This is a genomic window from Sphingobium sp. EM0848 (assembly GCF_013375555.1).
GTDB lineage: Bacteria > Pseudomonadota > Alphaproteobacteria > Sphingomonadales > Sphingomonadaceae > Sphingobium.
Map to the genome: position 1 here is coordinate 156,686 of NZ_JABXWB010000003.1, position 19,442 is coordinate 176,127.

General features: G+C 58.4%; 17 protein-coding genes and 2 pseudogenes. 12 read left to right on the forward strand and 7 right to left on the reverse strand.

Going from position 1 to position 19,442, the window contains the following annotated elements; genetic code table 11:
* Positions 1-13: 13 nt before the first annotated feature.
* The gene (locus tag HUK73_RS16875) at positions 14-1,189 is read right to left on the reverse strand and encodes a Fic family protein (RefSeq protein WP_176593179.1); all 1,176 of its coding nucleotides are present in this window, start codon (positions 1,187-1,189) and stop codon (positions 14-16) included.
* Positions 1,190-1,793: 604 nt separating this feature from the next.
* On the opposite strand from HUK73_RS16875, the gene HUK73_RS16880 reads away from it, so the two are divergent.
* Both HUK73_RS16880 and HUK73_RS16885 read left to right on the forward strand, forming a co-directional pair.
* Positions 1,794-2,702, forward strand: a complete 909-nt coding sequence (locus HUK73_RS16880) for a hypothetical protein (RefSeq protein WP_255326396.1) — start codon at positions 1,794-1,796, stop codon at positions 2,700-2,702.
* A gap of 1,831 nt (positions 2,703-4,533) precedes the next feature.
* Complete coding sequence (locus tag HUK73_RS16885) at positions 4,534-4,692, forward strand: hypothetical protein (protein WP_176593181.1); 159 nt, start codon at positions 4,534-4,536, stop codon at positions 4,690-4,692.
* A 989-nt stretch (positions 4,693-5,681) separates the two neighbouring features.
* On the opposite strand, the gene HUK73_RS16890 is transcribed toward HUK73_RS16885, so the two are convergent.
* The 3 genes from HUK73_RS16890 to HUK73_RS16900 all read right to left on the reverse strand — a co-directional run bounded on the left by HUK73_RS16890 (position 5,682) and on the right by HUK73_RS16900 (position 9,353).
* A complete protein-coding gene (locus HUK73_RS16890; RefSeq protein WP_255326397.1) occupies positions 5,682-7,019 on the reverse strand; it encodes a replication initiator protein A in 1,338 nt (445 codons plus the stop codon).
* Positions 7,020-7,119: 100 nt separating this feature from the next.
* Entirely contained in the window at positions 7,120-8,154 is a 1,035-nt protein-coding gene (locus HUK73_RS16895; RefSeq protein ID WP_176593182.1) for a ParB/RepB/Spo0J family partition protein, read from the reverse strand.
* Positions 8,151-9,353: an AAA family ATPase gene (locus HUK73_RS16900; protein ID WP_176593183.1), complete on the reverse strand. Its 1,203-nt coding sequence runs from the start codon at positions 9,351-9,353 to the stop codon at positions 8,151-8,153. The genes HUK73_RS16895 and HUK73_RS16900 overlap by 4 nt, the downstream gene beginning before the upstream one ends.
* Positions 9,354-9,701: 348 nt before the next feature.
* Here HUK73_RS16900 and HUK73_RS16905 point away from each other — a divergent pair, with 348 nt between their 5' ends.
* Together HUK73_RS16905 and HUK73_RS16910 are read left to right on the forward strand one after the other, a co-directional pair.
* Positions 9,702-9,950 carry an AbrB/MazE/SpoVT family DNA-binding domain-containing protein gene (locus HUK73_RS16905; protein ID WP_176593184.1) on the forward strand — a complete coding sequence of 83 codons (249 nt, stop codon included), beginning with the start codon at positions 9,702-9,704 and terminating at the stop codon, positions 9,948-9,950.
* Entirely contained in the window at positions 9,943-10,326 is a 384-nt protein-coding gene (locus HUK73_RS16910) for a type II toxin-antitoxin system VapC family toxin (RefSeq protein WP_176593185.1), read from the forward strand. Before HUK73_RS16905 ends, HUK73_RS16910 begins: the two co-directional genes overlap by 8 nt.
* A 73-nt stretch (positions 10,327-10,399) precedes the next feature.
* Here HUK73_RS16910 and HUK73_RS16915 read toward each other — a convergent pair.
* Both HUK73_RS16915 and HUK73_RS16920 read right to left on the reverse strand, forming a co-directional pair.
* Positions 10,400-11,084 (reverse strand): annotated as a pseudogene (locus HUK73_RS16915) (hypothetical protein).
* A 432-nt stretch (positions 11,085-11,516) separates the two neighbouring features.
* Positions 11,517-11,888: a hypothetical protein gene (locus HUK73_RS16920; RefSeq protein WP_176593186.1), complete on the reverse strand. Its 372-nt coding sequence runs from the start codon at positions 11,886-11,888 to the stop codon at positions 11,517-11,519.
* A gap of 109 nt (positions 11,889-11,997) precedes the next feature.
* Between HUK73_RS16920 and HUK73_RS16925 the strand changes: the two genes are divergently transcribed.
* From HUK73_RS16925 to HUK73_RS16950, 6 genes are all read left to right on the forward strand, one after another.
* Complete coding sequence (locus HUK73_RS16925) at positions 11,998-12,840, forward strand: toprim domain-containing protein (protein ID WP_176593187.1); 843 nt, start codon at positions 11,998-12,000, stop codon at positions 12,838-12,840.
* Positions 12,841-13,219: 379 nt separating this feature from the next.
* Entirely contained in the window at positions 13,220-14,821 is a 1,602-nt protein-coding gene (locus HUK73_RS16930; protein WP_176593188.1) for a hypothetical protein, read from the forward strand.
* A 4-nt stretch (positions 14,822-14,825) separates the two neighbouring features.
* Positions 14,826-15,791, forward strand: a complete 966-nt coding sequence (locus HUK73_RS16935; RefSeq protein ID WP_176593189.1) for a M28 family peptidase — start codon at positions 14,826-14,828, stop codon at positions 15,789-15,791.
* 161 nt (positions 15,792-15,952) lie between these two features.
* A complete protein-coding gene (locus HUK73_RS16940) occupies positions 15,953-16,285 on the forward strand; it encodes a type II toxin-antitoxin system PrlF family antitoxin (RefSeq protein ID WP_176593190.1) in 333 nt (110 codons plus the stop codon).
* A 2-nt stretch (positions 16,286-16,287) separates the two neighbouring features.
* Entirely contained in the window at positions 16,288-16,779 is a 492-nt protein-coding gene (locus HUK73_RS16945) for a type II toxin-antitoxin system YhaV family toxin (protein ID WP_176593191.1), read from the forward strand.
* An 89-nt stretch (positions 16,780-16,868) separates the two neighbouring features.
* Complete coding sequence (locus tag HUK73_RS16950) at positions 16,869-17,069, forward strand: hypothetical protein (RefSeq protein ID WP_176593192.1); 201 nt, start codon at positions 16,869-16,871, stop codon at positions 17,067-17,069.
* A gap of 69 nt (positions 17,070-17,138) precedes the next feature.
* Here HUK73_RS16950 and HUK73_RS16955 read toward each other — a convergent pair whose 3' ends face one another.
* Positions 17,139-17,585: a hypothetical protein gene (locus tag HUK73_RS16955; RefSeq protein WP_255326413.1), complete on the reverse strand. Its 447-nt coding sequence runs from the start codon at positions 17,583-17,585 to the stop codon at positions 17,139-17,141.
* A gap of 186 nt (positions 17,586-17,771) precedes the next feature.
* On the opposite strand from HUK73_RS16955, the pseudogene HUK73_RS16960 reads away from it, so the two are divergent.
* Positions 17,772-18,704 (forward strand): annotated as a pseudogene (locus HUK73_RS16960) (PRTRC system ParB family protein); the annotation flags it as partial.
* 110 nt (positions 18,705-18,814) lie between these two features.
* Positions 18,815-19,393: a hypothetical protein gene (locus tag HUK73_RS16965; RefSeq protein ID WP_176593194.1), complete on the forward strand. Its 579-nt coding sequence runs from the start codon at positions 18,815-18,817 to the stop codon at positions 19,391-19,393.
* The last annotated feature ends 49 nt before the right edge of the window (positions 19,394-19,442 follow it).

Below are 19,442 nucleotides of genomic sequence, written 5' to 3' on the forward strand. Positions count from 1 at the left end.
ATAGATCGACTTTTTATCGATCATCCCCGAGTTCTGTGCCGATCCGCAGTAAGTCGACATAGGCAGCGTAGGCAAAGCTGCGATCCCGGCGCCTGCCGGTTGTTTCCGTCAGAATCCCCGTAGACATCAGCGCCTCGATCGCCCGGATCGCTGTTGGTTTGCTGATACCCAGCAAGGTCATTGTCGACGCAACCGTGACGATTGGATGATTGGGCAGTTCCTCAAACAGCCTGACAGATGAAACGGAAGCGGTGTCGCTCGCCAGCAATCGGGCGCGATCTTGGCCGACGATCCCAAAGATGTCCCGCGCCGATGTCACTGCCTCGTCGGCGATAGTTGCCACCCCGTCGAGGAAAAAGTCGGTCCATCCCTCCCAGTCGCCTTGCGTTCGCACCGCATCCAGCCGCCGATAATATTCGGCACGGTGACGTTTGAAGAACAGGCTGAGGTACAGCGAAGGCGCGCGCAGCAACCCCCAATGCTGGAGCAGCAACGAAATCAGCAACCGGCCTATGCGTCCGTTACCGTCGAGATAGGGGTGAATCGTTTCGAACTGCACGTGAACAAGCCCTGCGCGAATGATTGGAGGCAAGTCATCGTCTGCATGAATGTATTTTTCGAGCGCGCTTAGCAATTCCGGCAGGCGCGTGGGCGGCGGCGGGACGAACACAGCATTGCCGGGTCTGCTTCCACCAATCCAGTTTTGGCTGCGCCGGATTTCGCCCGGCTGTTTGGTTGCGCCCCTAACCCCATCCATCAAACGGCGATGCGCATCATTCAGGAGACGTATGGAAATCGGAATGCCCGACGGGTCCGCCAACTCCTGCTGGACGTGGTTCAAGGCGTCGAGATAATTGCAGACCTCCTCCACATCGGCATCGGGTGCTTTTGCCTCTTCCGCCTCAAAGCTCAGCAGATCGAGCAGCGTCGCCTGCGTTCCCTCTATCTGTGATGAGATCACGGCTTCCTTCCGGACGAACCCGTACAGAAACCAATCGAGCGATGGGACCATTTCGGTTGCGAGATCAAGCCGCACCAAGGCTTGATCTGCGGCCCGCAGACGCCTGTTGAGTGCCTCAGAGATGTCAAAAGCTGGATCGCGCGGCGGCAACGCGTAAGGCAAAAACGCCAGGACCTCCTCCCCGCCCGCTATCACGTTTTCATATTCGCCTGTGGTTCGTTTCGTCATGGCAACCTGCTGTTCGGTATGGAGACAAGAAACGAGGTCGTGCCTTGCTCCATAGGATAATAACGATTTCGTGATTTGTTCTGCACAAAAGTCAACCATTCGTTACTAATGGGATCTGTGCGCGGGCAGGCGATGGTGAGAAGTGGCCTCAAAACGGGGAATTGTGACCGGACACACGTCGGCTGCCAGAGTTCACTTCAACGGCCGATTCCGCCAGCGGGGAATCCTGCCAAAATTGACGGCACAGCCTATTGTGTACAATTGACGACGCTGATCGCATTTGAGGTCGGCGGTGATCGACGCCTTGATCGTCGGGGCCATCGCCGCAACCGCCGCTTCGAGCGCGAGCTGGCTCGCCTGTTGTCAGCCGATAGCCATATGATCAGACTTTCTTTAAGCGCTCTTCCGTTTAATTACGCATCATAGTAATCAGATTTTCCGGAAGAATCTGAGATCAATCATTATCCGTATGACCGACCCTGACAGCCTGGTTTCGCACCCGTTTGAGCGCCTCTTGCCGGCTTATGCCGACGCCCAGGCCTCACTTGAGCGCATCGAGGAGCGTCTTCGCCTTAGCCCCGTTCGCCGTCCATGGAAAGGTCGCATGGCGATCGCCGAAAGACAAGCCTTGGCGAGGGTTGACGGTGTCGATTTCGATCTCGCCAATGTTACCGTCGACGGCCGTGGAACGGTCTCAAGCTCTGTTTATGATCTGACGAACTGGAAGCGGGCGATTGGCAGCCCCCTCACCCTCGAGGCGATCCTTAGCGATCCGGAAGCCTTGCTTGATTGGTTCGGGGTTGCCGATATTGATTATGATTCGGCTGTTGCTCATCGGCAGCGAGCTGAGATCATGCAGAGCCTGGCCGCCTGGGTGCGTGCTGTGAAGGGCCTCCCCCCCTCCCCTCCCCTGCTCCACGGAGGCCGGTTGGCCGCGGCCTGGCGACAACACGCCCCTCTTGGCCGGGGTGACACCGTTGCAAGCCTGCTCATCGGCGATCGCTGGGGGGCAGGTCGCTGGAACGGATCTCAAGGAGGATTGACGGCACTTGGCCTCACACTGACCGGAGCGGCATGGAAGGTTGCACAGGGTGAGGTGTTGGACCGCATCTGGCTTGCTGCAGTGACGGCGGGTGCTCAGACCCACCTTCAGATGGAAGTCAGGTTGCGAGGCTATGCGGCCCGTGCCAGTCAGAAGCTTGCTGCTCGCCGCCGTCCAGGTCGGTTGAAGGATTTGCTCTTGCTCGCGATGGCCCGCCCTTATGTCACAAGTTCCCATGTCGCGAGGTCCCTCGAACTCACGTCGGCGGGTGCGATCAAGCTTTTGACGATCGCGACCGAAGAGGGACTCCTCCTGGAACGGAGTGGCCAGGCAAGCTATCGGAGCTATGCGATACCCGTCAGCGAGCCGGTCTCGTCTTCGACTGCGGGGAGTAGGTTAGCCGCAACAGCATTCGAACCCGATTTTTGGGGCGAAGAGGGTGAAATCGAGGTCTCCCAGGAGCCCTTCTGAGAGCGATTCCAGGCCCGTCCGGCCCCAGATGATGCCAGGCAAGTTCAAAGCACCTGGTGAGCCTCTGAGCAGCCCTGAGACCTATTTCGTGATTTGTTCTCATTCCGGGTCCGGTGGGCATCCCGGTTTGAATTAGTGACACTGACCTGAGCTGTAACTTATCGGAAGGATGGGTGAACGTGCTGGGCTTGACCCGCTCCAGCAGTCCGTCGGCAAACGCCGGACGTAGATCCGCCTCGAAAGAAGGTCCTCCGGTGCGAGCCTGCTCGCGCAACGCCCTAACTTGAGGATCTCGTTTGGGTTGCTATCTGCCAGTTGATCATTGTCCAACTGCGAGGCCTCCGAGTTGTAGAATTCGGAGTTGCTCAAGCCACCCCATGCCCGCTTCAAATGCTGAAGTAGGTTGAAGTCCCACAGCGTGCGGTGGTCCGATCATCCTTTCCTGTCACTGCCGGTACCACCCCTCAGTATTTGTGTGTCGTCTTCAGACGCACCATCCGGGCGCGGTTAATGCGGTCGGGCTGAAGCGGGTGTGCGGCGCGGTGGGAGCTCTGGCGAGAGGACCAGAATTCAGTTGCGACACCAGGTATCGTCGGGCTTTCGCTCCACACTCTGCTGCAACTTCTGCGGCGGGAGTCAGGCTGCGTCCCGGTTCAACACCATCTATCCATCCAAATCTTCAAATCGAAATCTCAGCGCCGCAGGCGCCATGGGTTATGATATTATGTAGAAGTTAGAGAGTTAAGAGAAATCAGGCTGGATGCGAATCGTGCTGACTCCACGATTCGCAGATTTTTGGACCGGCGTGATGGCACGACAGACGATCCGTGATGGCACGTTTGGCGCGGTGCGATAGCACGATTGCGCATTCCTGATAGCACGGTTGTCCAGGATCGAGTGATCCACCAATGGTTCCGATAGAACGATGAACCCTTGTCGTCTCGGACCGTCGATCGCGCCTTAGCCCTTGCTTCGAATCCGTTTTCCGGGGTTTCTTACGATCTTCATCTGTTGCCCAAGGACTCGAGAAAGAGTCCCGACGTGCTATCGGGAACAGGCTCTGCACTGGTGCGGAAATGTCGAACTGTTCTTGATCGTGCTATCAGGCACAGCATCCGCATGGCGCGAGATTGTCTTTTTTTGGCCCTGCCCCTCCCTTCCCCTTACATGGACTTGATTTCGTCAAGCGCTTCTTGCCCGTGCATGACTGCAGGGACTGATTACGATCACTCCGAGAGCCTAGCGCTCCGATTTCAGTGGTACGCGATACCGCAATGAATGAGGGAGCAAGCTGGTGCCAAGAGGTAGGATCTTCGCGTGTAGGCCATGCGCTCGGCTCTGGTCGGCCAATTGACGATGACCGATTTCCACCAGCCGTCGACCATTCGATCCACCGTGCCGCGTGAAGACTATTTAGGCGCTACCGCAACGCGCAATGGTCTTTTGTCCGGGTGGGTTGGGATATCGGGATCTGACACGAATGGGGCGCCTAACGGCGCTTGATCCGATTACATCCTCTTGCTTGAGATCCCTAGCGAAGCTGGCAGGGGCATGCTGGTGCGGACCCGGTAGGGTGAGGGATTGCGGTGTGTCATCGGATTGCAGATGAATCGACGGATTTGTTGGTCAGGCAGGCCACGGGCGGTGTTATGCGGTTCGCCTAGAATGGTTGATAGCAAGCATCCTCTCGCCTGATGTCGGCTTACCGGCGCGACGGACCAGCGCCCTCCCCCTTCCCTCTCCTGAGTTTTGAAGTGACTACGTCCATTCGCTTCCATTGAAGACGGGATGGTCCACCCCCTGCTCCCGTCATGCCATAAATGATTGGCCGATGTCAGACGAAGTTTGGCAAGGCATAGAGGGGGAGACGATGGCCAGCTTCGCGGCGGGAGGCAGCGCGCCTTTCCTCGTCGGAGTCGCTGCGCGGGAACTGTCCTTCAGGATCGCAGCCGCTTCGGCTTGCGCGGAGGCCGAGTTATCAGTCGCATGAGGCTCCATCTTCGCTTGGATAAGTCCTCGCGAGAGGCCCCGTTTGAGATCAGGAGCGCTTCGAGAGGAACAGGGGCCCCTCCGACCTAGCCGAAGCTGAAGATCAGAATGTGATTATCAAAGAGGTCCGCAGCGGGGCAGGGGAGGGGGCTTTCATCTGATCCTTTGTCGGTGCCAGGTTGCCGTGATACCGCTTTGCGATGGAAAGCGATTGCCTACGTTACTTGCGGGCCGGTTGCGAAACCCCCGAGTAAGGCGACGGGATGTCACTCCCGCGGCGAAGGAGCGAGCAGGGGCAGATGTTGGCGGAATTGAGCTCTTCTGTTGCGCAACTGCTTGAGCGAGCCTTTGCCGATATGAAACCCCCCAATGCTCACTTCGAGCGATAGCAGCCCTAGCGGGAGTGGAGATGTTGCCGAAGGCAACATTCTTAGTAATTGACTGATATAAAACGATAATATTGAAATTTGCGCGTTGCTGTTGGTGCACAAGGAGCATCGGCCCTTGAGGACGATCAATTCTTCCACTGCGGGATAGAAAGCATTGCAACCGGCTTCCCGGCATGATCGTTCGATGACAACGCTTAACGTCCGCAGAGGTTGTAAAGCCGCATTCACTTACCGCAAATTGTGCAAACCAAGCGTGCCCTTCCCCAAGCTTAACGTGGTACATGGCAGGTGAGGGGGGCCGATGGCGCTGCGCCTGGCCGTCATGGGACGCTTCATTTTCTTACGGGCTTTCACCCGCGCCCGTCGTGCTATCAGGCACGACCTTGAAAGCTGCCGTCTCCGAGATAATTCCCAGTAGGTGACGGGGTGAGCCAGTGATTGGTCAGGGTCAGATTGCGATCCGCGATAGCACGATGAACGGCGAAACCCTCGAATGCAGCAGGCTGCTTGCGAGTGTCTGCGAGCTAGGGGCAGAGGTACGAACGGAGAGCCGCGAGACGGGACTCGCGGCGGCATCTATCATGCGGATCGGCTAGGTCAATCAGATGCCCGGCAAGCTGTGCTTGTTCCGCTGGTGATGGCTCTTCATGAAGAAATAGAATCGCTTGGAATAATTTGCCGGAAGCTCGGTAAGGTTGTTGGCGATGTAATTGTCGAACCTCGACATCAGCACGTCGAGGTCCCAGCCGGGAAAATCCCGGCGAATGGCGTCATATGTCTCGCGATCGATCACGTCCTCCGCCCGTTTACCCCTGCGGCCGAGCGCAGGTTTTCTTGAAGGAGGCGGGGAGGGGGACCTGGTCCCGTCCGATACGACCCGAAAGCCATTTGCAGTGCTAGCGACAAGGGCGGCCATATCGGCAGGGGAAACCAGATCTTCCGGATCGATCACCGGTTCGGTCGTGGGTTTCACGGGACTTGGCCGCAACGCAGCGGACGCAGCTGCGGGTTTGGACTCGACAGGGGGAGGGGGTGGTGGTGAACGGTCCGGCTTTGCCTTCCCATGCCAATCCTTGCGCATGACCATCCAGAGCTTGGGATTGGATGATTTCTCGTCAAGCACCTCGATATGGAGTTCGGGCAAGGCATCGGCGCGAGCGATCGCCAGTAGCGATGCTTTGAACTTGGCTGACGTCTGTTCGCTACCGCTCTTCTGAAGCAGGGTATCAAAACCGATGGTAAAGCCTTCGGGGCCATTACCACCAGCGTGTTTGCGAGCGGCGCGATAAAGCCAGCGCTCGATCCCACCCTTTAGATCGAAATAGGCCGGGTCGACTGAAAGCACTGATTTCTGATCTAGGACGCCGTCAAAGAACCATTTGGCAAGCGTGACCTCGATGCAGAGTACCTTGTTGCGCCGTTCATCGATCAGCTGTGTCCAACTGTCGATCCATGAAAAGGTCACCTCCCTGGACTTACCCTTTGCGCAGATGTTCGTTTTAATCGTCGTCGCTTGCAACCGGTCGAGCGCGTCGCGCAAACGTTCATAGGCCCTGCCTGACGTGTCACGGCGGATCAGCTTCATGATGTCCGCAGGATGGACACGGATCGTTGGAGACAAGTGGTTCGAGCGCTGCCGCTGTTCGTTCAGATAGGACGCGAAGAAGATCATGATGTCCGCGTCCCATATTGTCGCCATCCCATAATGCGGGTTGGCGGAGACATGGACGCTCACCTGGCCGTTGGGACTGAGATACTGGATCGGTTTTACGCGCTTCTTCGCTAGCGAGAAGAAGGGGCGCTGCATTGTCTCCTGATAGTCACGCAGCGACATGTCCCCAAAATCAGGCAGGGGCGTGAACATCTCAAAGCTGAGCTGGACCTGCCGGCCGAGACTGGGGGGGGATTCTGCCATTTTTAACCCGCTCGACTTGTGCAACCGGTGCGATGTTGCCGAAGGCAACATTCACACGAACATAATGATTTTGAACGGAAAAATTGCCGCTTTGAGCTTTTGAAAGGCGCGATGAAAGTACGTGTCACACCTTGCCCTTCGACCAGATGCGGGCGCGTTCGATGGTTGCCCTCAAGCTCTCCATCACCTCGTCGATCGAGCTTTCCGACGGAATGATCTTGATCATCAATTCAGTGGCCCGGTCGCGTTCGACCAAACCGAACTCCTGCCCAGACTGGGTCCGCAAGCTCTGCTTTTGACGCCGAGCCCGGGCTTGCACGTTATTGGCCGCAGCTAGCAAGCGCGTCACGACTTCACTGGCCTGAATGACCGCCTCGTCGAAGCTCTGCTTCAGGCTCTGTTCCTCGGCGATTGCCCGCGCTGCCTCCTCCATGCGTTGCCGCTTCTCATGGTCGTCAATTAGCGGAAGGAGGGGCTTGGCGAAATGAAGCGTCAAATCGCGCGGGGAACCAAATGCGGACACGATGGTCTGAGGCATTTCTGCGAGGGCGACATAGCGCGACAGCGTGCCGGGACTCAGCTTCAGCCGCTCGGCCATGCGTCGTTGCACGCCATCATAATGGGACTTGAGGGCTTCGCGATAATTGATCGCCCGTTCATAGTCGGAGATATCTTCCCGCTCCCGGTTTTCGATATCCGCGACGCGGAATGCAGCCTCGTCCGTCAGATCCTCGATCGACGCATAGAGACTGATCTCGGGATGATTGTTGGCGTTAAGCCACGCGACTGCCCAATGGCGCCTCGTGCCCGTTATCAGTTCATAACGCTTTTCACTTCCCGGAGTCGGTCGAACGATGACCGGAATCCGGTTACCATTCTCCGCAACCAGGGAATCGATCAGCGTCTGGACCCGCTCTTCGGTCAGGGCCGAATAGTCCCGCGCATTGCCCGGCCAGATCGACACCTCGTCCGGCTTGAGCGAAATCGCCGGCTTTTTCAGGATTTTCGCAGCTTCCTCGAATGTATCGAGGCGCCGTGTGGCAAAATTCATTGGCTTGCGGGCGCGGGGGGCAACAGTGCCCTCAGCGGCCGGTGCACTATCGCCCTGCTCAGCGGCAGCGTTGGCAATGACCTCATCGAAAATTGCGCGCTTGCTCATGCGGCCTCACCATCCAGCACATTTTGATCGCCAAAGCCCGTCAGGCTGGTCGAAGGCCATTGCTGACGGATCACATGAAGGATTTCAGAAAAGACCAAATCGAGATTATCCCGGCAGCGCGTGAAGGTCTTGTGCGAGGAGATCGGTTTGTCGGACTCATAGACCGACCGGAACTCCTGCACCGAATTCTTGATTTCCTCGGATGCGAGAATGGGATTGGTCAGCATGTTCGTGCCGCACATCTGCTGCAGAATACGCAGCATGCCCGCTTCACCATCGGCGGACCGCGAGTAATTGGAGGCCACGACGCGGATGAAGTCGTAATTCACGCCCATGTCATGCTCGTGAAGGGATTCCAGCGTATCGGCGATGTTGGTCATGAAGTGGATCGTCGAGAGAAAATCGAGCTGCCGCGCCGGGACTGGGACAACGAGACCGCTCGCCGCAGCCATCACGTTCATGCCGAGGAATCCCATCGCTGGCGGTGGATCCAGCAGAATTACGTCAAATTCACGGCGGACCTGGCTGATACCGGCCCTGAGCAAACCGAACCGGCGCATGATCTCCTCGCGTCCTTCCGCGCCGGCGACCATGTGCCACTCGATCTCGCCCAGACCAAGGCTCGAGGGCACGATCTTGGTCGTGGGCCAGGCTGTATCGCGGATAGTGCGTCGAAAATCGTTGAGCGGCGCGGTAGGCGCCAGGAAATGCGCGAGTGTTTCTTCGCTTTCCCACAACTCTTGCTGGTCTACGTCGAACAATGAACTGGTTGACGCTTGAGGGTCGCAATCTACGACGAGTATCCTCAGCCCCTGCAGCGCAAGATAGTCGGCCAAATGCTTGGTGATAGTGCTCTTGCCCACGCCCCCCTTGAAGTTCTGCACCGCAAGGACGACTGCGGGTTCATGCGCCTGCTTTCCTGGGGTGATCCCGAGAACCTGACGGATCAGCGTCAGATCTTCGAGCGTGTAATAGCGCCGGCCGTTCGAGCCGATCTTGGGCGCAGGTAGGCGACCCTTAGCTTCGGCCTTGGCCAAGGCCTCGGGAGTACGGCCGATCAGGTCCGCCGCTCGCCCCGGACCGAAGGTCAATTCCAAGTTCTTCCGTATCCGCGGTCGGAAAGCGACCTTCTTTAATTGGGCACTGAGGGCCTCACCATTTTCGACCATGGCTTTGAGGTTGGAAACGGTATCGATCATAAAAGTGCCCCAAGCCGAATCACGCGCGAAGTACGGTTACCAATAAAATATGAAGCGCTGCTATGGTTGTCAATAAACTGTATTTTTGGAGGTTTTTTTCCAAACTCGGTTCGCGATGGTACGGCGGAAATTAACGCCATCCTACGAACCTCTGCGATCATTGCGCATCTCTTTCGCAATCAAAACTGTGTAGAATAACCACGCAGATCGATCACTAAGCACGTTTGATCGAGACAATTTGCCTACCGAATGGCGGTTTATTACGAAGGATACAGATGGACTGTTGAGTGTATAGCGAGCCTACTTCTGTCGTGCTATATGTTGGTTTCGCTAACTCAGGAGGCTGTCATGACCGCATATCGAGGCCGCATCGTGTCGGGCGGCCGACTTCAGATTCCGGCGGACGTTCGGAAGGAACTCGGCCTTTCCGATGGTGACAACGTACGTCTCGAGGTCGTCGATGGCGAACTGCGCGTTCGCTCTTATCATGCTGTGATTAAGGCCATTCAGGCGGAGGTGCGCAAATATGTGCCTTCAGGCGTTAGTCTTGTCGACGAGCTGATCGCAGATCGCCGGGCGGAAGCCGCGCGTGAGTGAGGTGGTGCTGGATGCCTCGGCCTTGCTGGCGGTGTTCAATGGAGAGCCAGGTTCCGATCGTGTGATTGAGGCGCTGCCGGCGTCCGTGATCAGCGCGGTCAACCTTGCTGAGGTAGCGACCAAGCTCCAGGAGCGTGGAATGCCCGATGATCGGATCCGCGCTAATATTGACGCGCTTGAACTAACCGTCATTCCGCTAGAAATAGGGCTCGCAATCGATACCGGCCTGCTGCGCGCCGCCACCCGGTCGGCGGGCCTCTCACTGGGCGATCGGGCTTGCCTCGCGTTGGCCGGTTCACTGGGCGCGACTGCCGTGACGACTGATCGCGCTTGGCAGGCCCTCGACATTGGGATCTCCATCGAACTCGCCCGCTGACCATGGCAACTGATCCCTTTTCGATTTCAGCGACCCAGTCTATGCCTGAACGCGCGCGCCTGGATCATCTCGATCATCCGATGTCATGTCCCTTTATTGCTGTGTTACCAGACAGGATCGTCGTTTCGAGCTTTGCCAGGAACTCATTGGCCGTCTTGTGCTTGTAGACACTCTGGAGCGCAGCAAAATCTTTCTTCCTGAGCGAAAGCAGCGCGTCGTGCTCGATCCGCATCCCCGCGGTCAGCCATTCGACGCCAGACCATTGCGCCTTCCGGAACGCGACCAGATCCATCAGCGCACGCAAGGGGTCGGCGATGAACGCGGTGAGCCGCCCGAATTTCGTGCGAGATACGGCGGCCAGAAGGCGATAGTCATAAATGGCGAGAGGGTGGAAGCTGAATTGCCCAAGTACGGGGCTTTGCTGGACGACGGTCTTTCGCCCTGGTGACACACTCGCCGTCTTGTATACCGCTTCGGGAATCCAGCCCATGATAGGCCAAGGCGGTCTCGAGCGAAACATAACTTCCGGGAAGGAGCGCCTGTGCGACCGCAAAGGGATGAATGGCTTCGCTGCGGTAACGTTTGTCGAGCATATAAATGCCGCTCTTGAGGCGGATCAGGGAGCCGTCCTTGAGAGCCCGGTTAACGAGGCCGTAGCGACGGGCGTCGCCACCGCCCAGCATTTCGCCGAGCTGGCATTCGTTGAAAACGCGGTCGGCCAGCCTACCCTGTGAAATCTGATCGGCGAGTCCGGCCATAAAATTCTAGATACTTCCAAAATCTGGAAGTATCTAGAATTTCCGGAGGCTGCTGCGAACTTGTCACATTGTCTTTGCTGCGCGATCAACCAGATCGATAAGCTCTCCATCCCTCGCGCTCTATTTGCCGGTGATCTGTCCTCGAGGTCGATGGGGCTGCGGTACTAGCCAAGGTTCCCGGCAGCCTGTCTCAGAAAGGTGTCGTTGACGGCGCATTCAGACGGATGGTGTTTCCGGTGCGCGCATCCTCCACTGATCATTGGACGCGCAGCGGCTGCCCGTTGGGATAATCCATAAGCTGGTCGACGCGGTTTGCAATGGTCAGTCATGTTGCCGCGCCGACCTTATCGCAAACGCGGGATAGAGTCTTAAAGCGCCTGGCAGCATCAAAAAACCTTAATAAGGAGGAGGGAAGCCGACCCATATTAAAGCTTATGCTTTCGGTCGTCTGTCAAATTCACCAGATGCCATTCGGCCCAGTTCGATCCAGCCCTTGTTGAGGTTGTTGTTGCCGTGGTCACGAAGGTTGGACCAGCAGCGACGGTCCTGCATTATCGCCCCCTCGCGTCCGACCGAAAGGCGGCGCACCGGCTCGATCGCGCTGAGGGCGATTTCGAGCGAAATGATACCGTCGCCATCGGCAACTGCCCGCAACTGCTCCCAGCGGAGGAAGGCGTGGCCATTATCTGGCCGACGGTCATTCACCAGCCGGATATGCGTAACGAGGTGCCAGTTCGTCGGAACATGCCGCCGCTGCGGCAGATGTTCGAGAATCCCCCCGGAATCTCGCCTCCGATATACCATGGCATGAGAAGCGAGCGGAATCCGGGGCTGCCTGAAGGCCTTCAGATGGTTCGCGAGGCAGCCGAAGGAAAGGGGAGGGGGAGCGAGAGCATAAGCCGGAGGTACGCTTATGCCGCTTGTCGCCCATACACCATCGCCCAAACTGATCGCCATCGTCAGCAAGCTCGGAGGTGACTGGCACGGTAATGTTGCCATGTGCCGGTGCCCTGCGCACGCCGATAACCATCCAAGCCTGTCGCTGCGGCAAGGTGATCGGGGAATCCTCGTCCATTGCTTTGCCGGCTGCCAGGTTGAGGACATATTGCGCGAACTGGGACGGCTTGGCGCGCATGGCCCTGCAACTCCACCATCAACCGCGCCTCGCCCCCAGGTTGGAAATCCTCACCGCATTTGGGAGGAGGGGAGGGGAGTCAAGAGCACTCTGGCCGAGCACTATCTGTTTTCGCGCAGCTTGCCACCGGACCTGCCGGATCTCCGCTTCCATCCCCGCTGCCCCTATCTCCCGAGGCCGCGAACCGTGTTCCTTCCCGCGCTTCTCGTCGCCTTGCGGGAGGGACAAATGTTGCGCGCAATCCAGCGAATTTTCCTTGATCCCCGTACAGCCAGATACACCCACAAGCGCATGTTAGGCGTGCCGGGCAACGCCGCGTGGCGGAGCGCGCCGGCAACAGACGTTCTCGCGATCGCGGAAGGATTCGAAGACGCCGCCGCTTTCAGTCTCCTCCATTTCATCCCCTGCTGGGCGGGCATGGGGACCGAGCGCCTCATCCAGATGCAGATCCCCCTGTCGGTCAGAACCTTGCTGATTGCAGAAGATGACAATGGCCCAGGCCGTCTCGCCGCTGGCAAGGCCGTGACCCACTATGCCCGACCGGGTCTCCAGATTTTCCGACGACCGCCACCCCGCGGATTCGAAGATTGGGCCGAGGCCCGAGAAGCGGGGATGCGATGACGGCCCGGTCCTCATCCGAGGCGAGAGGAGAGGGGGAAGGGAAGTGATGCTGCCGATTGGGCAGCGAGACTTCGGAGATCCCAATGACCGACCTATTTGAAGCCGCTTCCCGGCCACTCACAGATCAAGTGCGCCCGCGAAATCGAGCCGTTGCTGGGCCCCTTCGCGCCGTACCGCTCATCAAGGTGCGCAACCTGGCCTCGATCCGAAATGTGATCGGCCTCATTCGAAAATTGCCTCGGCAGGGTAGGCAGCAAAGCGCAGATCGATCTGCCGGCCTGATAACCAGAATGGCGCTCCCGCTCCCTCGCTGAGCCCTCCGCAACCCGAATCAAAATCCAGCCGCGGGCAATGGATGCGGCTGCGTGGAGTCACGCCCATGGCACAGTTCCAAATCTTGCACCCCTACTCGCAAACCGAGTGGCGCCCGGTGACGACAGAATTCATCTGGGCGCCGAGAGACGATCAGCAATATCTCTGGCCCTCCTTCGAAGAGGCCGAGACAGCTCGGCAGCAGCTTCTATCGCGCGCGCCCAATGCCCAATTTCGCATAGCGCTTGCTGGCACCGAAATCGGCGACATCGACTGGCAAATCCGCGAGAAGTTGCGATTTGCAGATGGCACCTACTCGCCCACCCCTTGGCACGACGAACCCTGGTACCAGGTCAGGCATGGTGAACATTTCTGCCATATCTCCAAGGCCCACGCGGGCAAGATCGCCTATACCGAAAATGCGGCAAAGGGGCAGGTCGACCGCCAGCTGGTGATCTCGCCTGGCCGCTATCTCAATCGCTTCTTTTCCGAGCATCTGGACAATAATGCTATCGAGGCATGGTGCGCCCGGCTTTCTGTGCTGCTGGAGGAACATGCCCTTAAAATCACCCAGGACGCGGACGAAATTGAAGACGTCTATGTCGGCGGTCCCAACAGTTGCATGGCGCACGAGGCTGACCATTTCGAGAGTCCATGCCATCCCGTTCGGGTCTATGCCGGGCCCGACACTGCGCTCGCCTACATCGGTTCCCGCGAGGATGCCACAGCCCGATGTGTCGTCTGGCCTGATCGTCGAATCTACACCAATATTTATGGCGATGTATCGCGCCTCAGATTGCTGCTCGAAGGGGCGGGATACAGGTCAGGAGAACTGAACGGCGCTCGTATCGGGCGCATCCCTAAAGGCGACTATTTCGTCGTCCCCTATATCGACCAGGGTGGCGATCTTCGCGACGACGGCGCATATCTCATTGTCGGTCATGGCAGTATCTCATCCTGTAGTACGACTGGCCTCGCTGATATTCCCTGGTATTGCCCACGGTGCGACTGTGATGGCGAGCCTCATGAAACGGTCCATATCGCAGACGGCAGTGCCGAAGAATGGTGTTATGGCTGCTTTAATGACCACGCCACCTTCTGTGATCATAATCAACGACATTACAGCGATAATGAATCCTTCATCATAGTTTACAGTGACGGTGGCTCCCATACCGTACTTGAGGAGGACGTCGAGGATTTCGATGCGGTCTACCTCGAATATCGCGATGAATGGTGGGACAGCGACTGCTGTCGTCAGTGCGACGCCTCTGGCGAATGGTTCCATAGAGACGATCTCACCGAATATCATGGCGAATGGCTGTCCGAAGAGCATCTGCCTGAGCCATTTGACGATGACGAAGACGGTCTCCCCAACGCCCATATTCTGACTTACCGCCAGTTCCACGACGAGATGGCCGCCATTCAGGCCGAAGTCGCCCAGTGGCAGGCCGCAGGAGCGCGCGCGCGTGATGAGCGGTTCAGGCGCGAGCAAGACGAGATCGACCAGTTTCGTTTCGCGGTGCTGCGTCATGACCACCGTGAACCCCATGTAGGTGTGCGTTCGCAAGGCGCTCAACACGAGCCCACCGAGATTTCCGAAAATCTCCTCACTGCCATCGCGAGCGCGGCGCCGATCCAGGCCGCGAACGCCTCCCACGCAGGAGTTTGATCCCATGACCTATGATGTTGCGGGCCGCAGCGGCCTACTTGAAATCCTGTCTTGGGCACGCCCCCATGACAGCGCCATTGAGCGCGCTTTCTGCCGGGAATATCTCGATACAGTTCCTGGCATGACCGCCGACGCCTTCGGCAATCGGATGCTCACCATTGGTGACAGACCTCGCGTCCTGTGGAGCTGTCACGTCGATACCGTGGCGGCTCGTGGCGGGCGACAGGATGTCTGGATTGACGAGCGTGGCATCGTTGCATTGTGTGACGGCAAGCCCGGCATGTCGCTTGGTGCCGACGACGGCGCCGGCCTGTGGATCATGCTCAACATGATCGCGGCCGACCGCCCTGGCCTTTATCTGTTCCATCGCGGCGAGGAACGCGGCTGTCTCGGCTCAGACTGGATCCGACGAAATAGTCCTGAAACGCTAAAGGGCATCGACGCAGCCATTGCCTTCGACCGTGCAGGCTTCAGCGATGTCATCACGCATCAAAGCTACGGGCGAACCTGCTCGGATGCTTTTGCGGTCAGCCTGGCATCAGGACTCAACGATCTCAATCCAGACTTCCGATATGAAGCCGATAATACCGGCGTCTTTACCGACACCAATGAATATGCCGGCATCATCCCCGAATGCACGAACCTGTCGGTGGGCTATCACGGTCAGCATGGACCCAGGGAGACTCTCAATGTCGAACATTGCGAAAAGCTTCTTGAAGCCATGTTAAAACTCGACGCTTCCCTGCTCGTGATTGAACGTGATCCCGCAATGCAGGAAGATGATCGCTGGACTTGGTTCGAAAGCTATCGCGGTCACCGCTATGATTTGGTGGACGCGGTTGCAGACCATCCGTGGTTGGCGGCACGCATGCTCGAGGAATGCGGCATCACACTGGACGAATTCCAGATGACGGTTTGGGCGGAGGAAATGGCCGACGACTCCGGCTACCGCCCGCTCATGGCATCATGACGCCTTCGGGGGGGGCGTAGCGGGGTGCTGCTCGATCTGGACGTCATATTATTGCAAGCGATCTCAGGCAGCGGCGATCGGTTTGACGCCCGAAACGTCGCCTTCTTGACAAGGTAAGGAAATTCCATTACCTAGATGTAGGATTAAGTTGGGAGCCAGACATGGCTGCGTTGCTGAAAGAAGAAAGCACTATCACCGCCAAAGGTCAGACCACCGTCCCCAAGGCCGTTAGACAGGCCTTGGGCGTGGATTATGGCGGGCGCATCGCCTTCTTTGTCGATGATGCGCACCGCGTCTATGTCGAGAAGGCAACGGAAGAGGTGAGCGATCCGGTCGTCGATAGCTTCCTCGAATTCCTGGCGCGCGACATGACCAGACATCCGGGCACCTCCATCGCCCCGCTGCCCGCTTCGCTGCGTGATCGCATGGCGGCACTCGTTGGGGATATGGATGTTGACCTCGACGCAGAGATCGACGGGGATGTCGCAATCTAGCCATGCTCACTATCAATGGCTGGACCATATTGGCGCATCCTCTCTTTCTTGATCAGTTGGAAAAGCTGACCGAGGCCGTCGAGGTGTTGAAGGCGAAGAAGCCCGACGAATATCGGAAAAACGCGAATACCAAACTCTTGGCCGCGTTGAGCAAGCTCGTTTTTGAAGCTGTCCCGGCTGATCCAACGGCAACGACATATCGGCAGGGTTCGACACTCGGTGAAGCTTACAAGCACTGGTTCCGGGCGAAGTTCGGGAATGGCCGTTTTCGCTTGTTTTTCCGCTATGACTCGACCGCCAAGGTTATCATCTTCGCGTGGGTCAACGACGAAAAGACCCTGCGGACCTATGGCGCGAGGTCCGACGCCTACAAGGTCTTCAAGGGGATGCTGGACGACGGCAATCCGCCCGACGATTGGGCCGCACTGCACAAGGCGGCTTGCGAAGCCAGCGCGGTTAAGCGCCTGGACCTCGCATCGCCCACAAAGCAATAGGCAGAGAACCAAGCGGCCGGAACAGTGAGATGAAACCGTCTTCGCATGAAGCGATGAGCATACACCCTATGCCAGCAAGAGGTTATGTCATGTCTGCTCTGCCTGAACCCCTCTCTGCTAAACGCCGGGCGCTTTGCAGCCGTGAGAATGCCGAGCGGGTCGCCTCGCAGATATTCGACCAGGGTGTCCGGCCCGTCAGCATCATCCGTACCGGCAACGCGTTTCAGCCTTTTCGGGTATCGATCGCACCTGCACGGGATGATCATGTCGAGGTCGAGCTGATGTGCTGAAGCCAACCAGCAGCTTCAGAGGGTCGGCCGGCTCCACAAACCAGCATAACTTCTCGCCGAGGCCGAGGATCAGCGCCGCAGCGCCTCATCCATCCACCAGGATGAGCCCTGCGTGAAGTCCCGATCCATCGCGATCATCGGGCCATCGGGTTCATCGGCCACATAGGCTTGCGCCATCGGCAGGGTGGGGATGTTCATGCGAAGCTGCTCGCTCGCGATGCGGCCCCGGCGCTCCAGGAGGTCTTCCAGCCATTCGAGATCGTCAAGCATTTCGACGATGCCGCGGCCCGCCAGGCTGAAATAGATGCAGCGCTGGAAATCGTCACAATTATCGTTCGACAGCACCGACATGAGCTTCGCCTTGCCGGCTGGCTCTCCCTCATGGACCCATTGTGCCGCCTCGCGCAGCTCTCGCACGGAATAATAGGCGTCATTGGCCGACATGCCGATGCAGGCATTGGCGATCATCCGGCGCGTGGGACGGATCTCAGGATCAAGCGCTGCGTCGCGCAGCATGATGTCGAGATCGAAAAAGCGGCGGATTTCCTTCTCATAATTCACGGACAAATCTCCTTCGTGAAAGAACATATAATGAACGATTGGACCCGTCAATTTCGCGTGGCCCGGGTTTGAAAGGGAAGGGGGAGTGGAAGGGGTGAGCATGAGGCTCGCCGGAAAGAAGGCACGCAGCCGTGAGCAGGCATGCCGTTCCGTTCCATAAGGAGACCCGCCTTGACCCTATCGCGCCCCACCGGGACTGCCATGGTCCCACTCTCTCGCATCACTCCCGGTTACAATCCACGCCGCTATTTCGACCGGAAGAAGCTCGACGAACTTGTCGAATCCCTTCGCCTTCGGGGAATGATCCAGCCCATGTTGGTGCGGCCGGCATCGGCGTCGGATGACACATACGAGATTGTCGTAGGTGGGCGCCGGTACAAGGCCGCGCTCGAAGCCTTTGGACCCGAAGCGGAAATACCCGTCGTCATCCGTGAGATGACCGACCAGGAAGCGCTCGAAGCTGCCATCGACGAAAATGATGTGCGCGACGATGCGTCCGAAACCGAGCAGGCCGATGCCGCTGTTCGCGTCCTTGCCGCCTGTCACAATGATCGCGCCGAGGCCGTTCGTCGCCTGGGTTGGTCGCGCGCAAAGCTGGATCGCCGTCTCGCGCTTGCAGGCCTCGCGGACGCGGTCAAACTGGCGCTCGATGAACGGCGGATCAAGGTCGGGCACGCCGAGTTGCTCGCCGCCGTTCCGGCCGACAAGCAGGAAAAGGCCCTCGATACGATCCTCAAAGCCGGCCTCGACATCGGCAAGACCCGCGAATTGCTGATGCGCGTCACGCAAAGCCTCGCCGATGCCTGCTTCGACAAGAGCGAGTGTACGACCTGTCCGTTCAACTCGGCCGCCCAGCGCGCGCTATTCGAAACCCATGTCGATGATGGCTATTGCACCAACGCCCAGTGTTTTGCGCTCAAGACCGACGCGGTAGAAAAAGCCCAGCTCGAAGAGCAGGAGAGGGCAGAGGCCAAGGCGGCAGGCGATGACGAAATGGACGAACCGGATAGCGAGAGCGATGCGTCGCCCGAACCCGGAGATCATCCGGCAGGCACAGCAACGTCTGCCAACTCCAGGCTCGGGAATCTCGCGCCCGGATCCCCTCCCATGTCGGCACCGCTGCGACGGAGACAAAAAGGAAAGAGGGGAGTGGCCTTCCGGCTCAACAAGGGAAGGCAAAGCCCATGTCCATCACATTCCGCATCGCCACCGACGCCGATGACCGGTCAGGTCCAATGGCCAAGATCACGGCGCCCCAACTCGGAGCATTCCAACGCTATCTGCGCGCCCAGGGCGACCGGCTGGGCATCGTGCTGCTCCATCCAGACGCGCGGGGCGATGACTATCTCTGCTATCATTTCGAGGCGCGCATTTGTCCGCTCGCACTCGCGAGCGTGGCGTGGGTTTTCGACCATGATGCAGATGTCCTTGCAGTCCTTGAAGAGGCCCAGTTCCGTGGCCGGCGCGTCATGGTCTACCGTGTCGATGCCGATCGCAGCATCCGGATGCGCGTCGCACTCACGTCGGACCAGGGGCTGGAACTCAACCTGGCAAATGGCAATGCCTATGCGCTGCTCGAAAGCCTCGGCCTGCATCCCCATAGCGTCGGGGAAATCGCTATCGCGGACATCCGCGCGCGGATCACCAACCCTGCCGTCAAACGCCGCGGTCAGGAGACGGGCGTCGCCGATTACCTCGGGCGGCTCGACCGGCTTCTCCAACTGGGGAACGCCGATGCGTCTTCCCGCCTCGAATGGGCTTAACTTGCAGGACAAGACAAGCTGACGCAGCTATGCAATTCAGTGGACCCCA

What these genes read in the sequence shown, in the direction of transcription:
- HUK73_RS16935 (WP_176593189.1), top strand. Translation starts at nt 14,826, where the DNA reads ATGACCTATGATGTTGCGGGCCGCAGCGGCCTACTTGAAATCCTGTCT.
- HUK73_RS16900 (WP_176593183.1), bottom strand. Translation starts at nt 9,353, where the DNA reads ATGATCGATACCGTTTCCAACCTCAAAGCCATGGTCGAAAATGGTGAG.
- HUK73_RS16920 (WP_176593186.1), bottom strand. Translation starts at nt 11,888, where the DNA reads ATGGTATATCGGAGGCGAGATTCCGGGGGGATTCTCGAACATCTGCCG.
- HUK73_RS16875 (WP_176593179.1), bottom strand. Translation starts at nt 1,189, where the DNA reads ATGACGAAACGAACCACAGGCGAATATGAAAACGTGATAGCGGGCGGG.
- HUK73_RS16945 (WP_176593191.1), top strand. Translation starts at nt 16,288, where the DNA reads ATGCTCACTATCAATGGCTGGACCATATTGGCGCATCCTCTCTTTCTT.
- HUK73_RS16940 (WP_176593190.1), top strand. Translation starts at nt 15,953, where the DNA reads ATGGCTGCGTTGCTGAAAGAAGAAAGCACTATCACCGCCAAAGGTCAG.
- HUK73_RS16925 (WP_176593187.1), top strand. Translation starts at nt 11,998, where the DNA reads ATGCCGCTTGTCGCCCATACACCATCGCCCAAACTGATCGCCATCGTC.
- HUK73_RS16895 (WP_176593182.1), bottom strand. Translation starts at nt 8,154, where the DNA reads ATGAGCAAGCGCGCAATTTTCGATGAGGTCATTGCCAACGCTGCCGCT.
- HUK73_RS16965 (WP_176593194.1), top strand. Translation starts at nt 18,815, where the DNA reads ATGTCCATCACATTCCGCATCGCCACCGACGCCGATGACCGGTCAGGT.
- HUK73_RS16885 (WP_176593181.1), top strand. Translation starts at nt 4,534, where the DNA reads ATGTCAGACGAAGTTTGGCAAGGCATAGAGGGGGAGACGATGGCCAGC.
- HUK73_RS16950 (WP_176593192.1), top strand. Translation starts at nt 16,869, where the DNA reads ATGTCTGCTCTGCCTGAACCCCTCTCTGCTAAACGCCGGGCGCTTTGC.
- HUK73_RS16905 (WP_176593184.1), top strand. Translation starts at nt 9,702, where the DNA reads ATGACCGCATATCGAGGCCGCATCGTGTCGGGCGGCCGACTTCAGATT.
- HUK73_RS16880 (WP_255326396.1), top strand. Translation starts at nt 1,794, where the DNA reads ATGGCGATCGCCGAAAGACAAGCCTTGGCGAGGGTTGACGGTGTCGAT.
- HUK73_RS16930 (WP_176593188.1), top strand. Translation starts at nt 13,220, where the DNA reads ATGGCACAGTTCCAAATCTTGCACCCCTACTCGCAAACCGAGTGGCGC.
- HUK73_RS16955 (WP_255326413.1), bottom strand. Translation starts at nt 17,585, where the DNA reads ATGCTGCGCGACGCAGCGCTTGATCCTGAGATCCGTCCCACGCGCCGG.